The organism is Desulfovibrio sp. JC010 (assembly GCF_010470675.1).
GTDB lineage: Bacteria > Desulfobacterota > Desulfovibrionia > Desulfovibrionales > Desulfovibrionaceae > Maridesulfovibrio.
In genome coordinates this window covers 229,458-249,004 of the sequence record NZ_VOIQ01000002.1, presented here as the reverse complement: position 1 = coordinate 249,004, position 19,547 = coordinate 229,458, and the positions used below count along the sequence as shown (strand labels likewise).

Here is a 19,547-nt window from a genome sequence, read left to right as displayed (position 1 = left end):
TTTAGAGCAGTTTAAAAAATTTTACCAGCTGTTGAATATATGTAAATTCCAGCAATCCAGAGGACTTAGCCCTGATGTCAGAAACTTTACCAGTTTACATCGCTCCGTTTGATCTTTTCCTCTTCGGCAAAGGGGAACACTGGGATTTATACCGCATACTCGGTGCCCATTTTGACCTGAATGAAGGGCAGGAGGGCTACCGTTTTGCGGTCTGGGCCCCTAATGCCCGTGAAATTTTCGTCACCGGCGATTTCAACGGCTGGGACAACCGGGCCAACAAGCTTATGCCTGTGGGCGTATCGGGCATCTGGGCCGGATTCATCCCCGGTGTGAAGCCCGGCCAGATGTATAAATACCACGTGGTCCAGAGTGACGGACACGAGGTAACCAAGACTGATCCGTTTGCCTTCCGCACTGAAATGCGTCCCGGACATGCTGCTGTTACCTGGGGCTTGAATAATTATGAATGGCAGGATGAAAGCTGGATGGCTGAGCGGCGTAAAACAGGGCTTCCTCTGGATAAACCTGTTTCCGTTTATGAAGTGCATCTCGGCTCATGGCGTCGTGAAGGCTGGGATTACCGGACATACCGCCAACTGACCGAGGAACTCATCCCCTACGCCAAAGACATGGGGTTCACCCACATTGAGTTGATGCCTATTGCCGAGCATCCCCTTGATGAGTCATGGGGCTACCAGACCACCCACTACTATTCACCCACCTCCCGCCACGGCAATCCTGACGATCTGCGTTACTTCATTGATCAGTGCCATCAGGCCGGACTGGGTGTTATCCTTGACTGGGTTCCGGGACATTTTCCCAAGGACGATTGGGGGATGGGCCGCTTTGACGGCACCGCCCTCTACGAGCATGCCGATGCCCGCAAGGGTGAGCATCCCGACTGGGGAACTTACATATTCAATTTCGGCCGTCATGAGGTCTGCAACTTTCTGCTCGCCAACGCTCTCTACTGGCTCAAGGAATTTCACATTGACGGCTTGCGCATTGATGCCGTGGCTTCCATGCTTTATCTGGACTATTCCCGCCGCGAAGGGGAGTGGATTCCCAATGAGCATGGCGGCAACGAGAATATCGAGGCAATTGAGCTGTTAAAAAAATTGAACATGGTTGTTCACCAGCAGTTTCCCGGCGCAATGATGATTGCCGAGGAGTCCACCTCATGGCCCGGTGTGTCCCGCCCGGTCTACACCGGAGGACTCGGTTTCACCTTCAAGTGGAACATGGGCTGGATGAACGACACCCTTGATTACATGGAAAAGAGTCCCATTCACCGCTCTTATCATCACAACAGCCTGACCTTTTCCATGATTTACGCCTTCAGCGAGAATTTTTTCCTGCCTCTTTCTCATGATGAAGTGGTGCACGGCAAAGGTGCGCTGCTCTCAAAAATGCCCGGTGACATGTGGCAGCAGATGGCCAACCTGCGTCTTCTCTTCTGCTATCAGTGGGCGCATCCGGGCAAAAATCTGCTTTTCATGGGCTGCGAGTTCGGGCAGTGGAATGAGTGGAATTGCCGTCAGGAGCTTGACTGGACCCTGCTCGGTTTCCCTTCCCATCAGGGTTTGCGTAACACGGTAATCGACCTTAACCGGGTCATGCACGAGAACCCGGCCATGTACAGGCATGATACCGACTGGTCCGGGTTTGAGTGGGTGGATTTTAACGACTACAAGTCTTCGACCATAAGTTTTCTGCGCAAGAGCGAAGGCGAAGCTCCCGTACTCTGGGTGTTCAACTTTACTCCGGTGGTGCGCACCGGCTACTGCCTCGGTTGTCCGCAGGATGGCAACTGGGAGGAAATTTTCAATTCCGATGCTGAAATCTACGGCGGGTCAAACGCAGGTAATGTAGGCAAGGTCAAGGCCCATAAGGCTGGGGACCTCGGCGCGTTTCCATATTATCTCGAACTTACCCTGCCACCCCTCGGAGCTATTGCACTTCGCCCTGAACAGGCGTAGTGATGCCTCCGGCGGCTGGGGAAGGGGAGAAAACCCTTTGCTGTCGCCCAAAGGGTTTTCTCCCCTTCCCCAGACCCCATCCCCTCTTTCCCAAAGACGATTTTTAGTATGCTTCGCAGATAACATCCTATGACGGTCTTCGAAATCTGAATCAGCGAAGTTTAATAAAAGGTTTTGGGATTCTTAAACCCTTTTGCAAAAGGGTTTAAGCCGCCGGAGGCGAAATCTTTTATTAAAAGCGCGTAGCGCATCAAATAGGATTTTAATACCATGAAAAATATATGTATCACTCTTGGTGATCCTAATGGGCTTGGTCCTGAATTGGCTTGCAGGCTGCTGGCAAAGCGCAAGGCTGACCGTGCGTTTCTTATGATCGGACCGGAAAATGGTCTGCTTTATCATCTGGAGAAATTAGGGCTGGAGAAATTTTATACTGTGCTGGATGACCCGGAAAAGATTGTTGATGCCGGGCCGGGCTATTATCTTTATTGTCCGGAAGCGTTGCAGGATTTTAAGCTTCAGGTCGGGGTTGCGGACCCGGAGGGCGGACGCTGCGCCGGGGAGGCCATGGAAACGGCCATGGATTTGTTGAACCGTAAGGTTCTTGCCGGGCTGGTGACCTGTCCCTTGAATAAGGCCATGCTGCAACTGGCCGGATTTGATTTTCCGGGCCATACTGAATTTCTGGCTACCCGGTCAGGGGTTGGGCGCGAAAATGTGTGCATGCATCTGGGGGGACCGAAGCTTAAAGTCAGTCTGGTGACCACTCATCCTAGATTTGTGGATATTCCCGCTTTGATTACCAAGGAACGGATTCTGCGCTGCATTGAGCTTACTGACGGTCTTGTTAAATCTTTGGGGCTTGATAAGCCTATTGCTGTCTGCGGACTGAACCCTCATGCCGGGGAGTCCGGGCGCATAGGGGATGAGGAGATCAAGGTTATTGAACCAGCCCTTGAAGAAGCAAAGGCCAAGGGATTTGATGTGGAGGGGCCTTTTCCCGGAGACACGGTTTTTTATTTTGCGGCGCAGGGCGATTACAGCGCGGTGCTGGCCATGTACCATGATCAGGGGTTGGCCCCGCTGAAGCTGCTTCATTTCAGTGAGGCGGTGAATATCACCCTCGGTCTGCCGTTCCCGCGCACCTCCCCTGATCACGGAACGGGATATGATATCACCGGAACCGGCAAAGCTTCTCTGGATAGTTTCAAGGCTGCCATGGATTGTGCTGAAATGATGGTAGATGCATAGTTGATTTTAAAATAATGACTTTTTCGTCCGCAAGTATTCAACCTTGCGGACTTTTTTTTGTCCTATCCTGTGAGTAGAATAATGATAATATATTCGTCCTTGTTTGTATTTGTGTTGGACTGAAACTTTCAGTTGGGTTAGTGTTGTTGCTGATTATTTTGCGGCTCACGGTGAGTAGTCATGTCTTTTTGTGATTTAAAATGGAGAGGATTGTATGAGCTGGGTGTCCCGTAGTTTACTGAGAGTGATTCTGCTGCCGATAATCATATCAATACTGGTGGGTATTGGAAGTCTTGTTTTTTACGTCCAGAATTCCTCCTATAAAATGGTTCTCAATAATTCAATGGAGTCAGCCACAAGTCAGGCTTCGATCATTGCTTCCTCTCTTGAGCTTTTTATTACCGACACCGTGGCGGTAGTAAAAAGTCTTTCCGCTCAGGAGGCGGTGAAGGATATTTTTAAGGACAATGCTTCTGCCGCCGGAGAATTATTTAAAGAGACCATGCGCAACAATGAAGTCATCTGGGCCGTACTGACCTTTGACCGTGATGGGAAGGTGGTCAGCGGGCAGACCAGTAAAGGCGGGGTGCTGGATGGTTTGGATATCAGTTCACGTGACTATGTAAAAGCCATTTTGAATGGTAAAAGCAGCTATATTACCGAATCTGTTTTCCGGTCCAAGACGGATAAAAGCCTGCTTTTCGGAGCCAGTGTCCCGGTCAGGGATGCCAATGGCAAATTGCTCGGCGGAATTGCACTCTTCGGTGACTGGAAGGCTTTTGCCGACCGTTTTGTGCGGCCTGTAGTTGTAGGCACCGAAGGGTACGGGGTTGTGACCGATGCCAAGGGGCTGGTGCTCTATCATCCTGCTGATAAATTGATTTTAAAAGATTTAAGCAAGTATGATTTCATGCAACGGGCCCTTGCCGCCGGAAACGGTCAGGAATTTTACGACTGGCAGGGGCGCAGCAAGGCCATGATTTACAAAACTGATCCCAAAACCGGCTGGCTGGTTATGCTTACAGCCTATGAAAGCGATCTTGCTTCTGCCGCTGTGATGCAGCGCAATGTGCTTATCGTTGTGGGCGGGCTGATAGTGCTGGTGGTTTGCGGTATTGTTTATTTTTCAGTGCGTAAGCTGGTTATTGTTCCCGTGAGTGACGGGATGCAGGTGGCCGGGAAAATGGCTGCGGGGGACCTTACTGAGTCTGTCAGCAGCAACTCTCCCAATGAAATCGGGAATCTTATGCGTTCGCTGGGAAGCATGATATCTTCCCTGCGCGGGGTGGTGGTCGGTGTGAAATCCGCGGCGGAGCAGGTGGCTGCAGGAAGTGAGGAAGTTTCCGCCTCTGCCCAGCATCTCTCAGCCGGGGCGACTGAGCAGGCAGCTTCGGTTGAGGAGGTTTCCGCCTCCATTGCCGAGATAACCGGAAATATTTCCAATAACACCGAGCTTGCCGAAGAAACACGTGAAATAGCGGTCAAGACCGCCCGTGAAGCTGAGAACGGCGGACAGGCCGTGGCTCAGACTGTAGATGCCATGCAGGATATTGCCGAGAAGACGTCCATAATTGAAGAAATTGCCCGCCAGACCAATCTGCTGGCCTTGAACGCAGCTATTGAGGCGGCAAGGGCCGGGGAGCACGGTAAAGGTTTTGCCGTTGTAGCTTCTGAGGTGCGTAAGCTTGCGGAAAGAAGCGGGGTTGCCGCAGGGGAAATCCGGGAACTGACCGGCTCAAGTCTGCAGGTAGCAGAAAGGGCCAAGCAGGTGCTTGATTCCATGATTAAGGATATTAACCGCAATGAAGAGCTTGTTGCCGAAGTGGCGGCGGCCAGCCGTGAACAGTATGAAGGCGGGAAACAGATTTCAAAGGCTGTCACCCAGCTTGATGAAGTTGTGCAACGCAATGCCGCTTTTGCGGAAGAATTGTCTTCAACTTCGGAGGAGCTTTCTGCTCAGGCTGTAAAGCTGCAGGATACAATGCAGTTCTTCACCGTTCCTGAAGACAGGCCGGGGATAATGTCCGGTGTCGGCAGTAATTCTCACGCTGTTGCTGCTTTGATGCAGGGGGATGATGACTTTTAGTCATGCCTGTGCTGACAATTTGGAAAAGAGACTTATTTTATAGTTAAGGCATCGTTTTCGATGAGTTAACCGGGAGGAGATGTCGAGGACATGGTTTGAATTGTCCGCAAAGCCGCAGTTCTGTATTCCTGATTGCAGCAGGATGGTTGCCTGTCCGGGCAGGAAGGCAATGTCTTTATCAGGTGTCCAATCAGTATGAGATGCATTGGAAAACTGGGACAGCTGTTGAAAGCCGGTAAAACATCCGGCAGGAACAATGGTCGGTTCTGGAGTTCTTTCGTGGAGCGCAATAGCGGCGTGAAATCTCCTCCTGTTCACATAAATTACGGTTGTGGTTAGATTGAAGTGCGGCACAAGCAGTTGTGCCGCATTTCTTTTTTAGTATTTGCCCTTGCCTGGCATTTCGAAAAGGTACATATTAAATGAAAATTTGATTTGGAGTTAATGTATGAATATCGGGCGCTTCAAAATATATATGGCAATTTTATTTTTATTGCTGGGACTGAAAGCCCGAAGCGTCCATGCCGATAATGTTGTTTACCTCAGTTCCCTTGAATGGCCGCCTTATGTAGGAAAGCACCTTTCCGGAGAGGGAACCAGTGCCATAACTGTCCGCAAAGCCTTTGCCGCCATGGGGTATGACCTGAAAATTCTGTTCCTGCCATGGAAAAGGTCCATGCATATGGTGGATAAGGACGCGAAAGTCATCGGCTATTTTCCGGAATATTATTCAAAAGAGCGGGCGGAAAAGTATATTTTTTCCAAGAGTTACGGTTGCAGTCCGGTGAGTCTGCTGGAACGCAGGGCAAATCCGGTGCTTTGGGGGAGTGTGGACGATCTGGCCGGGTTGCAGGTCGGTTTTGTTGCCGGATACGTAAATACACCGGAGCTTGATGCTGCTGTTGCCAATGGAACAATCAATGCCGACTTTGCTCCTTCAGACAAGAGCAACATCATGAAAGTTATTAAGGGTCGCGTTGATTGTGCTGTGGTCGATTCCATGGTTTACAGCTATCTGGCTGTTACTGATCCTGAAGTCGGAAAGTACAGTGAGACAGTCCAGATTGAACCGCGGGCTTTTGGGGTCAATGAGCTTTTTGTTGCTTTCAGGCGGGATGAAAAGGGACGCTTTTACGCCCGTATCTTGAATGATGGCTTAAAGAAGATCGGAATCGGTAATTCATGTGAGCCCACTGATTGATATGCAGAGGTAATTAAATGTTCGCCAGTGATTTCTCCCCGTCCTGTTTTGAAAAACCATCCCTCTACCTGCTTTCCCTGCTGCTTGATCCGCAGGGTTTTTCTTCCGGGAATCTTATACCTTCAGATTTCGGACCGCTTCGTTTTGATAAAATGGATCTCCTGCAGGAGCGGGGGCGCATTCCGCAACTGGCCCTTGATTTCACGCACGGGGACGGTTCATTTCTCGCGACTTATTTCGGCCATGTTTCACCTTTTAAGTTGCATTTTGCGGAACTTGCACTTGGCGGGAATGTGGAAAGGTATGTTTTTTCCAAAGGTGCAGATGTGCTTATTCCCATGCAAACCGCCCGTCCGGTCTCAGCCCTTCCGCAAGGACTGGACTGGAGTATTCTGGCCGGAAGTATTTCTTTATGGCGGGCCTGTGTCGGGCTTCCCGGAGCTTGTGAGGAGTCTCTCGGGAAATATTTTTCCAAAATGAAATCCGTATCACGTTACCAATGGATCAATGATAGTTATGAGCGGCAGGGCGATGATATTTTGGAGACATGGTCCACATGCATTGCTTGTGACGACATTGGTGATGTTAAGATTTCAGTGCTTTTTGTTAATGGATTGATCTCCGGCGTTTCAAGTTGAGTTGTTTTTTTGCTTATGTTGAAAAGTATACTTTTTTTGTGTGAAATACTGTAGGGCTTGACTTAACGCTTCACTCTAGGTACGTCTGTCCCTCGTTTTTCAGCTCGGGGGGGCTATGATTAAACTAAATTTTCGGGGAGAGTTCAGCGATTCCAGACTTGAGGAATCGTTTCAGAAGGACAAGTGGCCTTCTGTTCGTTTCAGACTCCTTTTTTTATATTTCGTGACCATACTTGCCGTGCTTGCAGGTGTTTATAGCGATTTCACTGTGTTCGGTCCTGGAGCGGAGTTTCATACTGTTCTTGTTGGACGGTGTGTGGCCTGCCTGCTCGGTGTGTCGGCATTCATTATGCTTTTGTCCGATAAAATCAGTTTGAATCTGCAATACATTGTCATGGGGCTTTGCATGTTTTCCGGTCTGGTTTCGGAATCTGTGGAGTTGTTCATTAAGGCTGCTGATATCGGGACATTAAGTGTGCCTGCCGCTGTTTTTATTGTTCTGGCCTATTATATTCTTTTGTCTCCCCGGATTTTACCTCCTTTTCTTGCTGCGGTCAGCGGGTCCATTATTTATCTTGTCTCTCTTGCGATAATTGTTCCCGTTAATTCAGGTACTTTTGTTAATTCAGCAATCTACTTTTCCATTGCCAATATATTTGGAGTCTTTTTCCTTTACACTTTCGGCAGGTCCCTGCGCAGGGAGTATGCGGCCATTCAGGATTTGAAACGTCTGGTTGAATTTGACGAGCTTACCGGGGTCTGCAGCAGGCGCAAGGTGCTTGAAGCCGGGTGCAACCTGTTCAAGTCGGCCCGTCGTTTTGATAACAGTCTGGCGGTGCTGGTTATGGATATCGACCATTTCAAAAAGGTAAACGATGACTACGGGCACCATGTAGGCGATGAGGTGCTCAAAGAAACCGCCAGACGCTGTGCCGGGGTTTTGCGGGAAGTTGATTATTTCGGTCGTCTGGGCGGAGAGGAATTTGTGGTCATCCTGCCTCATTCAAGTCTTTATGACGGGATCAAGGTTGCAGAACGTCTGCGCAGCTGCGTGCGGGAGCGGATGTTTAAAGTTGACGAGGCTTACCTGCCGTCTTCGGTCAGTATCGGAGTGGCGGAGCTGCGTGATCATGAAGAATTTACTGCATTGCTTCAGGATGCCGACGAGCAGTTGTACCGGGCCAAGAATTGCGGACGAAATCAGGTCTGCCCGGCCATGCTGCGGGTGGTGAAGCCGATCAAGCCCTTGGAAATTTGTGCTGAATAGAAAAGCGGGGAAGAAAGTCGACTTTCTTCCCCGCTTTTATTTTATCTGGTGAGTTTTCTGTATTTGATGCGGTGGGGCTGGTCAGCGTCCTTGCCCAGTCTCTTTTTGCGGTCCTCTTCGTATTCGGAGTAGGAACCTTCGTAATAGAAGACTGAGGAATCACCCTCGAAGGCGAGAATGTGGGTGGCGATGCGGTCGAGGAACCAGCGGTCATGCGAGATAACCAGCACGCAGCCGCCGAAGTTGTTCAGACCTTCTTCCAGCGCGCGCATGGTGTTTACGTCAAGATCGTTGGTCGGTTCGTCAAGCAGGAGCACGTTGCCGCCTTCCTGCAGCATGAGTGCGAGATGAACCCTGTTGCGCTCACCGCCTGAAAGGACCTTGCATTTTTTCTGCTGCTCGGACCCGGTCAGGTTGAACTTTCCTACATAGGCACGCGCATTGATTTCACGGTCGCCCAGCTTGACGAATTCATTGCCGCCGGAAATTACATCGTAGACTGATTTTTCAGGATCAAGAGCGTCGCGGTGCTGGTCCACGTGGGTGACCTGCACGGTTTCACCTACGACGACTTCACCCTCATCGGGCTGTTCCTGTCCGCTGATCATCTTGAACATGGTGGTTTTACCGGCACCGTTGGGACCGATAATACCCACAATGGCTCCGGCGGGAATCATGAAACTTGTATCTTCGAGGAGCAGTTTCTCACCGGCCTGCTTGCGCACACCTTTCAGTTCAATAACCTGCTTGCCGAGGCGCGGTCCCGGCGGGATGTAAAGTTCCAGCTCGCGTGAGTACTCATCGCTCTGCTGGTTGGCAAGGGATTCGTATGCGCTGATACGGGCCTTGCTTTTGGAACGTCTGCCCTTGGGGGACATGCGGATCCATTCCAGCTCGCGGGCAAGGGTCTTGCGTCGTTTGTCATCGGATTTGGCTTCGTTGGCCAGACGTTTTTCCTTCTGTTCCAGCCATGAGGAATAGTTGCCCTTCCAGGGGATGCCCCGGCCGCGGTCCAGTTCCAGAATCCATCCGGCAACATTGTCGAGGAAATAACGGTCATGGGTTACGGCGATAATGGTTCCGGCGTAATTCTGGAGGTGTCTTTCCAGCCATGCAACGGATTCAGCGTCAAGGTGGTTGGTAGGTTCATCAAGAAGCAGGATGTCCGGCTCCTGAAGCAGCAGGCGGCAGAGAGCCACGCGGCGTTTTTCACCACCGGAGATGACGGAAACCGGAGTGTCTCCGGGGGGGCAGCGCAGGGCATCCATGGCCATTTCAAGGCGGGAGTCGAGATCCCAGGCCCCGCAATTGTCCATCTCTTCCTGCACCTTGGCCTGACGCTCGAGGAGCGCGTCCATTTCTTCCGGCTCCATGGGTTCGGCAAACTGGGCGTTGATCTCATTGAATTCATTTACAAGGGCAACAACGTCTGCAGCACCTTCTTCAACCACTTCACGTACAGTGCGGGTTTCATCAACCAGCGGCTCCTGTTCAAGATAGCCGATGGTGTAGCCGGGAGAAATATGGGTTTCGCCCTCAAAACTGTCATCCACCCCGGCCAGAATTTTCAGCAGCGAACTTTTACCGGAGCCGTTCAACCCCAGCACGCCGATTTTCGCCCCGTAGAAATATGAAAGGGAAATATCTTTAAGAATTGGTTTCTTGTCGTAAAACTTACTTACCCGGACCATGGAATATATGATCTTATCAGGTTCGTTACTCATATTTATTACCTCTTTGGTTGGTATTCGTTTTTGCGTTTTCCCCTTGTGGCAGAAAAAACGTCCTCAGGCAATGGTTGAGTGCTGCTGTTAACTTTTTTGCAATAGCAGCCGATAGCATATTTATAATGAATTTTAATCAATTCTAGATTGTTTGTTGTGTGGCGTTTATGTTAGGTTTTATACAGGTTCTATAAAGGCGCGAGGTGGATTCACTAACCTTTTAGCTGGGAAGAATTGTTTATGCGGGTTAAAAGTATCAACTCTGTTGTTGCCGTTATTATTTTTGTGCTGATCACTCTGACTGTGTCTGTCGCAGTCTGGTGGGTTGCGGACAGTACCTATCAGGCTGTTTTTAAAGAGCAGAAGAACGCTATGCAGACCATGGTGGATCAATCTGAAAAAGCTCTTGAACTTTATATGGGGCAGACTTCTGATGTGGTCAGGATCATGGCTAAAGGCCAGCCTGCAAAGGAAGCCCTTGAGCTGGGTAATATCGGTCCCATCGACGGGTTGCTTAAATCTCTGATTGATTCATCCAGTGATTACTGGGCAGCATTCCTTTTTGATAAGAACGGTAAAGTTGTTGCCGGTTACAATGCCAAAGGCAAGAATATGGCCGGTGCGGACCGTTCTTCCCGTGGATATGTAAAGAAAGTCCTTTCCGGTACTGAGTTTTATATTCAGGACAATATCCTTATTTCTAAAAGCGGCGGCGGGATAATGATTTACGCCATTGCCCATGCTGTTCGCGATTACTCTGGCAATGTTGTGGGCGGGATAGGTGTTTTTCCCAAATGGGAAAGCTACACCAAGCAGTTTATTGATCCTTTTAGGATTGGTAAAGACGGGTACAGCTTTATGCTGGACAACAAGGGCAGGATTATCGCCCACGCAGTGAACAAGAAGCTCTACCTTAAAGACATTTCAAAATTTGATTTTACCCAGACCGTTCTTACAAGAAAAGAAGGCGGAGCCTCCTATGAATGGGAAGGCCGCCAGAAATATATGGTTTTTAAAACCATGCCCGGGACAGGTTGGGCTATTGCCGTCAGTGCTTATGAAGATGACCTGACTGCTGCGGCCACCCATCAGCGCAATATGCTGCTTGCGGGCGGAGTTCTGGTTGTGTTGTTGCTTAACGGGGTGATGGTTTTTGTAATCAGGAAGCTTGTCATGAGTCCGATTGAAAGCATTCTGGAATTTTCCACTGAAATTGCCGAAGGCAACCTGAAGGCTGAATTGCAGGGTAAATATCGCTATGAATTCGATAATCTTGCGGACAAGATTAATACCATGGTTGCGGAGCTTAAAAACAAGCTCGGCTTTTCCGAAGGTGTGCTTAACGGACTGACTGTCCCCTGTCTCATTGTAGATCCTGAGAATAAGGTGCTGTGGGCTAATAAGGAAATATGTGATCTTATTGAAACTGATGGTACTCCTGATACTGTAGAAGGTCTTGCTGCCGGTGAATTCTTTTTCAGAGATTCTTCCCGCAAGACGATGTCTTATGAAGCTATCCAGACAGACAGCAAGCTTGAAAAGGAATTTGAATTCACTACCCACAAGGGGAACGGCAGACATCTGCTTGCTTCTGCCACTCCTTTTCATGATATGGACGGGAATATGCTCGGTGCATTGACCGTTATTGTTGATATGACCGAGATCAGGCAGCAGGGACTTGAGATCGAAAAGCAAAATGAACGCATAACCGTTGCCGCCGCTGACGCGGAGCAGATTTCGCAGTCCCTTTCCAGTGCAGCTGAAGAACTCTCCGCCCAGATCGAGCAATCCAACCGCGGCGCACAGGAGCAGCGTGACCGCGTGGCTGAAACTTCTACCGCTATGGAAGAAATGAACGCCACCGTGCTTGAGGTTGCCCAGAATGCCAGCCTTGCAGCAGAGGATGCTGATTCCGCGCGCGATAAGGCTCAGAGCGGCGAACAGCTGGTGCAGCAGATGATTGAATCCGCCAACGGCGTACGTTCACAGGCGGATTCCCTGAAAGAATCCATGGAGCAGCTCGGTGTGGAAGCCAAGGAGATCGGCAATGTACTCGGCGTGATCACAGATATTGCAGACCAGACCAACCTGCTGGCACTGAATGCCGCCATTGAGGCCGCAAGGGCCGGTGAGGCCGGAAGAGGCTTCGCGGTTGTTGCCGATGAAGTCCGCAAGCTGGCTGAGAGCACCATGTCCGCTACCAGTGAGGTGGGCAATGCCATCACTAAGATCCAGACCATGACCAAACAGAACGTCTCCGCCACGGAAGACGCCGCTGAATCTGCGCAGCGCAGCAGCGAACTGGCTGATGAATCCGGTCAGACTCTTTCTGAAATCGTCAAGCTGGTGATCAATGCTTCGGATCAGGTCCGCTCCATTGCCACAGCCGCGGAACAGCAGTCCGCCACCAGTGAGGAAATCAACAGGGCAACCGAGGACATCAGCAGGATTTCCCTTGAAACCTCGCAGGTCATGAGTGAATCAGCAAAGGCTGTTCAGGAAGTATCCGGAATGGCCTCAAACCTGAACAGTGTTATTGAGGATATTCAGCCCGATAAGTAATTCTGCATAAGCAAACTTCCCGCCCCCTTTGGTTTCCTGCCGGAGGGGGCTTCTTTTTTGGTTTACATCTTGCCAGCGGGACAGGGCGGGGTTAACATTGGGAACTTAATGGAGATAAGTATGAATGATAAACAAAAAGAAGAACTTAAAAATAAAATTAGAACTGAAATTAAAAACCTGACCAAACAGGTAAAAGAGCTGGAAGAGACCGTTGATCCGGTCAAGCCTGATGCGGCTATCGGCAGGCTTTCGCGGCTGGATACCATGCTCAATCAGGGCATCAATAAAAGCTCAATCGCCCAGTCCCGGCAGCGCATCCTGAACCTTGAAGACGCGCTGAACCGTGTGGGAAATGACCCGTTTTTCGGAGAATGCGAGGAGTGCGGCGAGGATATACCCCTTGCCCGGCTGCTGGCCCTGCCGGAGAGCCGCTACTGTGTGCACTGTGCCGAGCATCTGGGTGAATAAGAGGGAGATATAGCCGTGGGAATTGCTTCTGATCTGGTTATCCTCATTGTGGCGGGAATGCTGGGCGGTTTTGCGGCCCGCATGATGCGCCAGCCCCTTTTGCTGGGCTATATCATCGCCGGGGTGCTGGTCGGTCCGTACACCGGGGGGATAACTGTATCCGGCGTACATGAGATTGAACTGCTGGCCGAGATCGGGGTGGCCCTGCTGCTGTTCACATTGGGTATTGAATTTTCCATCAAAGAGCTCAAGCCGGTGCGTCATGTGGCTCTCATCGGCACACCGCTGCAGATTATTCTGACCATGGTTTTCGGTTGGGGGACCGGGCGGCTTATGGGCTGGGATACGCATCTTTCCATCTGGTTCGGGGCTTTTATCGCCCTTTCCAGTACCATGGTTGTCTTGAAAACCCTTGAAAGCAAAGGGCTGGTCGGCACCCTTTCCAGCCGGGTCATGCTCGGTATGCTGGTGGTGCAGGATATTGTCATCGTACCTATGCTGATCATCATGCCCCAGCTCGGCTCGGAATCTTTCGGCCTGCAGGAACTGGGCATGGCCGGGGTCAAGACTGTTCTTTTTCTTATTTCCATGTTCGTGCTCGGCTCGCGGATCATCCCCCGGTTTATGAAGGTCGTGGCCGGATGGAATTCGCGGGAAATGTTCATGCTTTCCTGCAGTGCCATCGGGCTCGGCATCGGCTATGCCACCCATTCCCTCGGGCTTTCCTTTGCCTTCGGGGCCTTTGTGGCCGGGATGGTGCTCAGTGAATCGCGCTACGCCTATCAGGCCCTCAGTGACATCCTTCCCCTGCGCGATATTTTCAGCCTTATCTTTTTCGCTTCCGTGGGCATGCTCATTGATCCTTTTTACGTCTGGGAACATATCGGGACCATCCTGATTCTTGCCGTGGCGATTTTGCTGGGTAAAGGTTTTATCTTCGGTGCCATGGGCTGGATTTTCCGTTACCGGAATATCATCCCGCTGGCTTTGGGGCTGGGCATGTTTCAGGTGGGTGAGCTTTCTTTTCTGCTTTTGCAGCAGGGCGCTGAGTCCGGTTCTTTTCCCAAGGAGTATTTTCCGCTTTTCATGGGTGTCGGTATTGTAACCATGCTTCTGACCCCGATTATGGCCTCCTGTACCGGGCCGCTTTATTCCATGCTGAAAAGCAGGTTCAAGGGCGATCCCTTTCAGACCGTCAACCTGCCCGAGAGCGAGCTGGACGGACATGTGGTTATCCTCGGCTACGGGCGTTTCGGTTCTTATGTGGCCGAATCCCTGCGTGAGATTGATATCTCCCATGTGGTGGTGGAGCTCAATGCCAACAAAGTGGAGGAAGCTGCCGATGCCGGGCGGGCGGTCATTTACGGTGATGCCGGGCAGGAAGTTGTTCTTGAGGCGGCGCGGGTTTCCCATGCACGGATGGTTCTTATGACCGTTCCCTCCCTGCGCGGTTCAACTTCCGTACTGGAGAAGGTACATCATCTGGCTCCGCAATGTCCGGTAGTGGCTCTTTCGCGTAATCCGGAACATCTGGAAGTTCTCAACGGGCTGGGCGTGCATCATATAATCCTGCCCGAATTCGAGACCGGGCTGGAGATGGTCCGCCAGACCCTGTTTAATTTCTGCCTGCCTCCGGTGGATATTCAGAATGTAATGGATTCCATGCGCCGGGAAAGGTATACCACTGATGTGGAACAGAACTATTCCAAGACCGCCCAGTTGGCCCGGCTGAGCAGGGCTGCGGAGTCGCTCAACCTGAACTGGGTTGAAGTGGATGAAGCTGCCGAGATTGTGGACCGGACCCTCGCCGGAAGTAAAATTCGTACTGTAACCGGGGTTTCCGTTGCCGGAGTGCTCCGCAATGACCATTTTATCCAGAACCCGGACGGCTCCTTCCGTTTCATGGCCGGGGATATTGTAGGTGTTCTTGGCGGGCGTGAAAATATAGAAAGATTCAGGTGCCTTGCTGCGCCGCCGAAATGTGAATTGAAAGAGGTTTAAAATGTTTAGACGTAAGATTTATATAGCGTTTCTGATGCTGCTCATATCCAGCCTTGCCGGGTGTGCCAAAACGCATATTCCCGATCCGAGCGGCCTTGGGCCTGCGCCGCGTTATTGTGCGGACCCCGTGGAGGTGCTCGGCTATTTTGAAGGTATTCCTTACCGCGGGGACGCAGCCGTTAACCGCAACGGGGAGTTTACTCTTTTTGCCCAGCCGGAAATTCTGCTTAAGAAACCGGGGCTGAATTGCAGCGGATTTACCGTGGCCGCGTCCCGTTACTATTTCGGCCGTAATTACAATCTTTCCGACACCACCCTTGACCGTCTGGCGGACAGCGGGCCGGACTCCCCCTACGGCGAAGACTGGGATTTCGGTTACGATCTTATTCTTAATGTTACCGAGGGTATGAAGCGCAGGCCGATGCTTCCTTTCGGAGAAACTGCGGTCATCGAAGATAACAACGGCATGACCCTGCGCGGTTTCGAACTCAGCGACCATGCTGCGTGGGCTGATGTCATCAAGCAGATGACGCCCGGACATGTTTATCTTTTCTCCATGAGCAAGCCTATAAAGTTCAAGAATTATCGCATGCTCCATTACCATGTCGGGCTGATCGTGCCTGATGACAACGGGCATGTCTGGCTTTGCCATGCTACAAGAAACAGCGGGGTCAACAAGGTGGATATCACCAATACCGCCAATATCGAACAGATTATCAAAGCCAACCCCGATTCCGATCTGGGGGTGCGTAAAATACTGATTATCGAAGCACCGCTGCTTTGCCGCTGCAACTTCAACAGGTAGGGTAATTATGTTTGCCGAGAACGTCATGTTCGCCTTCGGGTTGACCGCTTTTGCCGGGCTTTCCACCGGGATCGGTTCTGCACTGGCTTTTTTTGCCAAGCGCACTAATCCTAAATTTTTGTCCATCTCGCTCGGCTTTTCCGCCGGGGTGATGATTTACGTCTCGTTCATGGAAATCATGGTCAAAGCCCGTGAAGCGTTGCAGGCTGACATGGGCGAAGTTACCGGGACATGGGTGTCTGTGCTCGCCTTTTTCGGCGGTATTGCCCTTATCGCACTGATCGATAAGCTGGTGCCTTCCTATGAGAACCCGCACGAGATGCATCGTATTGAGGAGATGAGTCCCGAAAGTCTTGAGCAGGCCGGTGAATTTAAAAAAACGGTCGGCCTTGAAAGCGCGGAAGGCAAACGCAAACTTTTTCGCATGGGCACCATGGCCGCGCTGGCAATTGGTATCCATAACTTTCCCGAAGGTCTGGCCACTTTCACTGCCGCGCTTAGTGATCCCAGTCTCGGTATCGCCATTGCGGTGGCTATCGCTATTCACAACATTCCTGAAGGTATCGCTGTATCAGTACCCATTTACTACGCCACCGGGGACAAGAAAAAAGCTTTTATCTACTCCTTCCTGTCCGGTCTGGCCGAACCTGTAGGGGCCATGGTGGGCTATCTGCTGCTCATGCCGTTCATGTCCGAAACCGTATTCGGTATCATTTTCGCCGGGGTGGCCGGGATCATGGTTTTCATCTCTCTCGACGAATTACTGCCCGCTGCTGAAGAATACGGCGAGCATCACTTGTCCATTTACGGCTTAGTAAGTGGCATGGCTGTGATGGCTTTGTCGCTGCTGTTGTTTTTGTAATTTTTATACAGGAGTTTCAAATGGCAAAGAAAAATATAGGTATACAGGGGTTTACCCTGCCCATGCCCCAGACTATTCTGGGGTCGAGATTTGAGGGGCGTAATAATTTTATGGCCCTGGCGTGGGTTTCGCGGGTCAACTACAATCCTTCCCTGATGATGATTTCCGTGGGTAAGCGGCATTTTTCAAACATGGCTATTAAGGCCAGCGGTGAATTCAGCGTGAATGTTCCTTCTGTGGATATGGTTGAAGTTACCGATTTTGTGGGTCTTGTTTCCGGCAATAAGCTGGATAAATCAGAACTCTTCGAAGTGGAATCCGGCCTGTTGCCCAATGCGCCCATAATCAGCAAATGCCCGGTTGCCATTCAGTGCAAAATCTTCGATTCCATGGAATTGCCCAACGATACTCTGTTTGTCGGCGAAGTTGTCGCCACATGGTGCGATGAAGAAGTGCTTACCGATGACGCACCGGACATCAAGAAGGTAAATCCCATCACCTTGACCATGCCTGATAACAGGTATTGGGGAGTGGGTGAGTGTGTTGGGCGCGCTTGGCACGACGGGAAAAAGTTGAAGTAAATTTACTTCAAATATTTAAGCAAAAAAGGCTCGCAATGTTATCAGCATTGCGAGCCTTTCTATTAAAACGTTTTGGGATTCTTAAACCCTTTTGGAAAAGGGTTTAAGCCCCCGGAGGGTCGCCGAAGGCAATCTTACTTCATATAATGCTTGTAGCAGGCGATGGCATTCATGGCGAAGAGCGATGTTGTGACCTCGCTACCGACGATAATCCTTGTTGGATGGCGAACCATGGTCCATTCATAGGCTTTGTAGGGATGCCTGAGGAATCCTTCGCCGAGATGATCGTGTAAAACTTTTATGCCCCGTTCGATGAGCCCGTCTCCGCGATGGGGGTAGCGCAGCTGGCAGAGGGTTGCCACGGCCAGCGATGCGTCAAAGGGATTAAGGGTCGCTCCGAGCATGTCATACTTGCAGTAATCCATGGCTGCGGCCCGGATCTGTTCCACTTTGCCCTCCGGGTCGATAAGTTGCCGTTCATTTTCGGTGATGGTCAGCCATGTTTCGTAAAGACGCCCGGCGTAACTGACGTAAATTTCCGGCAGGTAGAAGCGAACCGCGCTGTCCTCTTTGAAGTTGCCGCTTCTGAATGCGTTGTGATGGAAAGTCAGGAACCGCTGCAGGGTGGCGAGATTCTCGCCCTCAAGGGCCTTCCACTGGTAGCGGTTGGCGAGGATTGCTTCGAAAATGTCCATGTTGTGACCGGGGCAGATTTCATTGCCGAGGGTTTCGCGTACGATGCGTCCGTCTTCCTTGTCTTTTTTGAAGGGCTTGTCGAACCAGAGCGGCACGGAGCCGAAATAGTCCAGCGGACGGGTCATGGTGATGGTCGGCGGATTTGTCTTGTTACCCCCGCCGATCTGGTACTCGTTGATGATCTCCACCCACGGGAAATCGAGGAATACTTCGGCAGCGCGGAGCAGTTCCTGATTGGCCTTGAGGTCTTTTTCGGCCACAAGGTCCAGCCATTTGCGGGACATTGCCAGCGCGAGGAAGGTGGTGTCCACATCGGGAACGTAATCGTCGAAACCGAGTTCCTTTTTGGCTTTCCAGTCGCGGGGCTTGAGATTGCAGAGCGGATTACCGTTGCCGTCCTTGGGCAGGCAGGTGATGGCCGGGTGCCTGATGCCGGAAGAGGGTGCTTCCAGCCATTCCATGCTGGTCACTATGAGGAAATGAAGGATGGATTCCAGCATTTCGCGCAGCTTTTCCTGCTCGGCATGGGGCAGCTCTTCCAGAATATAGAGGTTGTAAATCTGCTCCCAGAAAATATCGTCATAAAATCCGGTGCGGTGGGTGATCCAAGACACACGCATGGAAAGCGGTTCGGCAATGCCTTTCCACGGGCGGCGGAAAATTTTCAGGGCCAGCGGGTTGGCGTGCAGGAAACAGCGCATCAGTCCGAAAAGCAGGTTGATGTTCTGGAATTCGTAGGAACCCAGCCCGGTCATGATGTTCATGAAATTCTCACCGTCGCAGATGGAATCGCCGGGCATGAGCACCTGTGCGGATACTGGAAAAAACGGGTCCTTGGGCTTCTTGTCCCAGATCCGGATGATGTCGGAAAGCACAGCATCCAGCACTTCGTTTACTTCTTTTTCCCGAATCTGCGGAGGCTTGGTGTCCGCTTTTTCGCGGATACGCCACTGCGGATCCTGAACCCGGTCCAGAAGTCCGGCCAGCGGAGCAAAGGTGGTTTCAATCCATTCCTTATCCTGCCAGTTTTCGTAAGTGGCCTGCATGGCCGCTTCCATCATCTGCTGGTAAGGGCCGATCTGGCTTTGAAAAATTGCCGGGTGCGAGCACCAGCGCAGGATGAAATGTTTGAATAGAGGATTGCCGAAAAGTTTTTTGTAAAGTTTGCGCAGGTTTTCACCCGGAACAGTGGGATTTCTGCATTCTAAAATCGGGGTATCACAAATGTCATAAATTGTAGCGTTTCTCAATTGAACTCCAGTTTAATTCTGCTAGGCGGCGAAGCCGAAATAAAAGGTTTTGGGATTCTTAAACCCTTTTGCAAAAGGGTTTAAGCCGCCGGAGGCGAAATCTTTGTATCAAAAGCGCGTAGCGCATCAAATTCAAGTTAAAATTCCCTATCAAAGTGAGGCGTGCCTTGCAATCC

The 19,547-nt window shown here is 51.0% G+C and carries 14 protein-coding genes; 12 read left to right on the top strand and 2 right to left on the bottom strand.

The features are described 5' to 3' along the window. The first annotated feature begins 74 nt into the window (after window positions 1–74). From glgB to FMR86_RS03305, 6 genes are all read left to right on the top strand, one after another. Window positions 75–1,979: a 1,4-alpha-glucan branching protein GlgB gene (gene glgB, locus FMR86_RS03330; RefSeq protein WP_163349659.1), complete on the top strand. Its 1,905-nt coding sequence runs from the start codon at window positions 75–77 to the stop codon at window positions 1,977–1,979. A 270-nt stretch (window positions 1,980–2,249) separates the two neighbouring features. Next, the gene (gene pdxA, locus FMR86_RS03325) at window positions 2,250–3,230 is read left to right on the top strand and encodes a 4-hydroxythreonine-4-phosphate dehydrogenase PdxA (RefSeq protein ID WP_163349658.1); all 981 of its coding nucleotides are present in this window, start codon (window positions 2,250–2,252) and stop codon (window positions 3,228–3,230) included. 214 nt (window positions 3,231–3,444) lie between these two features. Beyond that, the gene (locus tag FMR86_RS03320; protein ID WP_163349657.1) at window positions 3,445–5,316 is read left to right on the top strand and encodes a methyl-accepting chemotaxis protein; all 1,872 of its coding nucleotides are present in this window, start codon (window positions 3,445–3,447) and stop codon (window positions 5,314–5,316) included. Window positions 5,317–5,764: 448 nt separating this feature from the next. Next, window positions 5,765–6,517, top strand: a complete 753-nt coding sequence (locus FMR86_RS03315) for an ABC transporter substrate-binding protein (protein ID WP_163349656.1) — start codon at window positions 5,765–5,767, stop codon at window positions 6,515–6,517. 17 nt (window positions 6,518–6,534) lie between these two features. Beyond that, window positions 6,535–7,155, top strand: a complete 621-nt coding sequence (locus FMR86_RS03310; protein WP_163349655.1) for a hypothetical protein — start codon at window positions 6,535–6,537, stop codon at window positions 7,153–7,155. A gap of 115 nt (window positions 7,156–7,270) precedes the next feature. Then, window positions 7,271–8,422, top strand: a complete 1,152-nt coding sequence (locus FMR86_RS03305; RefSeq protein WP_163349654.1) for a GGDEF domain-containing protein — start codon at window positions 7,271–7,273, stop codon at window positions 8,420–8,422. Between the two features lie 41 nt (window positions 8,423–8,463). On the opposite strand, the gene ettA is transcribed toward FMR86_RS03305, so the two are convergent. Then, the gene (gene ettA / locus FMR86_RS03300) at window positions 8,464–10,146 is read right to left on the bottom strand and encodes an energy-dependent translational throttle protein EttA (RefSeq protein ID WP_163349653.1); all 1,683 of its coding nucleotides are present in this window, start codon (window positions 10,144–10,146) and stop codon (window positions 8,464–8,466) included. Window positions 10,147–10,386: 240 nt separating this feature from the next. Between ettA and FMR86_RS03295 the strand changes: the two genes are divergently transcribed. The 6 genes from FMR86_RS03295 to FMR86_RS03270 all read left to right on the top strand — a co-directional run bounded on the left by FMR86_RS03295 (window position 10,387) and on the right by FMR86_RS03270 (window position 17,425). Further along, on the top strand, window positions 10,387–12,708 hold the full coding sequence (locus tag FMR86_RS03295; RefSeq protein WP_163349652.1) for a methyl-accepting chemotaxis protein: 2,322 nt from the start codon (window positions 10,387–10,389) through the stop codon (window positions 12,706–12,708). 120 nt (window positions 12,709–12,828) lie between these two features. Continuing rightward, entirely contained in the window at window positions 12,829–13,176 is a 348-nt protein-coding gene (locus tag FMR86_RS03290; protein ID WP_163349651.1) for a TraR/DksA C4-type zinc finger protein, read from the top strand. Window positions 13,177–13,191: 15 nt separating this feature from the next. After that, window positions 13,192–15,177 (top strand): cation:proton antiporter, encoded by a 1,986-nt coding sequence (locus FMR86_RS03285; RefSeq protein WP_163349650.1) that lies wholly within the window; start codon window positions 13,192–13,194, stop codon window positions 15,175–15,177. 1 nt (window position 15,178) lies between these two features. Continuing rightward, window positions 15,179–15,982 (top strand): hypothetical protein, encoded by an 804-nt coding sequence (locus tag FMR86_RS03280; RefSeq protein WP_163349649.1) that lies wholly within the window; start codon window positions 15,179–15,181, stop codon window positions 15,980–15,982. 7 nt (window positions 15,983–15,989) lie between these two features. Beyond that, window positions 15,990–16,844 (top strand): zinc transporter ZupT, encoded by an 855-nt coding sequence (gene zupT, locus FMR86_RS03275; protein ID WP_163349648.1) that lies wholly within the window; start codon window positions 15,990–15,992, stop codon window positions 16,842–16,844. 20 nt (window positions 16,845–16,864) lie between these two features. Then, window positions 16,865–17,425 carry a flavin reductase family protein gene (locus FMR86_RS03270; RefSeq protein ID WP_163349647.1) on the top strand — a complete coding sequence of 187 codons (561 nt, stop codon included), beginning with the start codon at window positions 16,865–16,867 and terminating at the stop codon, window positions 17,423–17,425. A gap of 134 nt (window positions 17,426–17,559) precedes the next feature. On the opposite strand, the gene FMR86_RS03265 is transcribed toward FMR86_RS03270, so the two are convergent. After that, complete coding sequence (locus FMR86_RS03265) at window positions 17,560–19,371, bottom strand: hypothetical protein (RefSeq protein ID WP_163349646.1); 1,812 nt, start codon at window positions 19,369–19,371, stop codon at window positions 17,560–17,562. Between the last annotated feature and the right edge of the window lie 176 nt (window positions 19,372–19,547).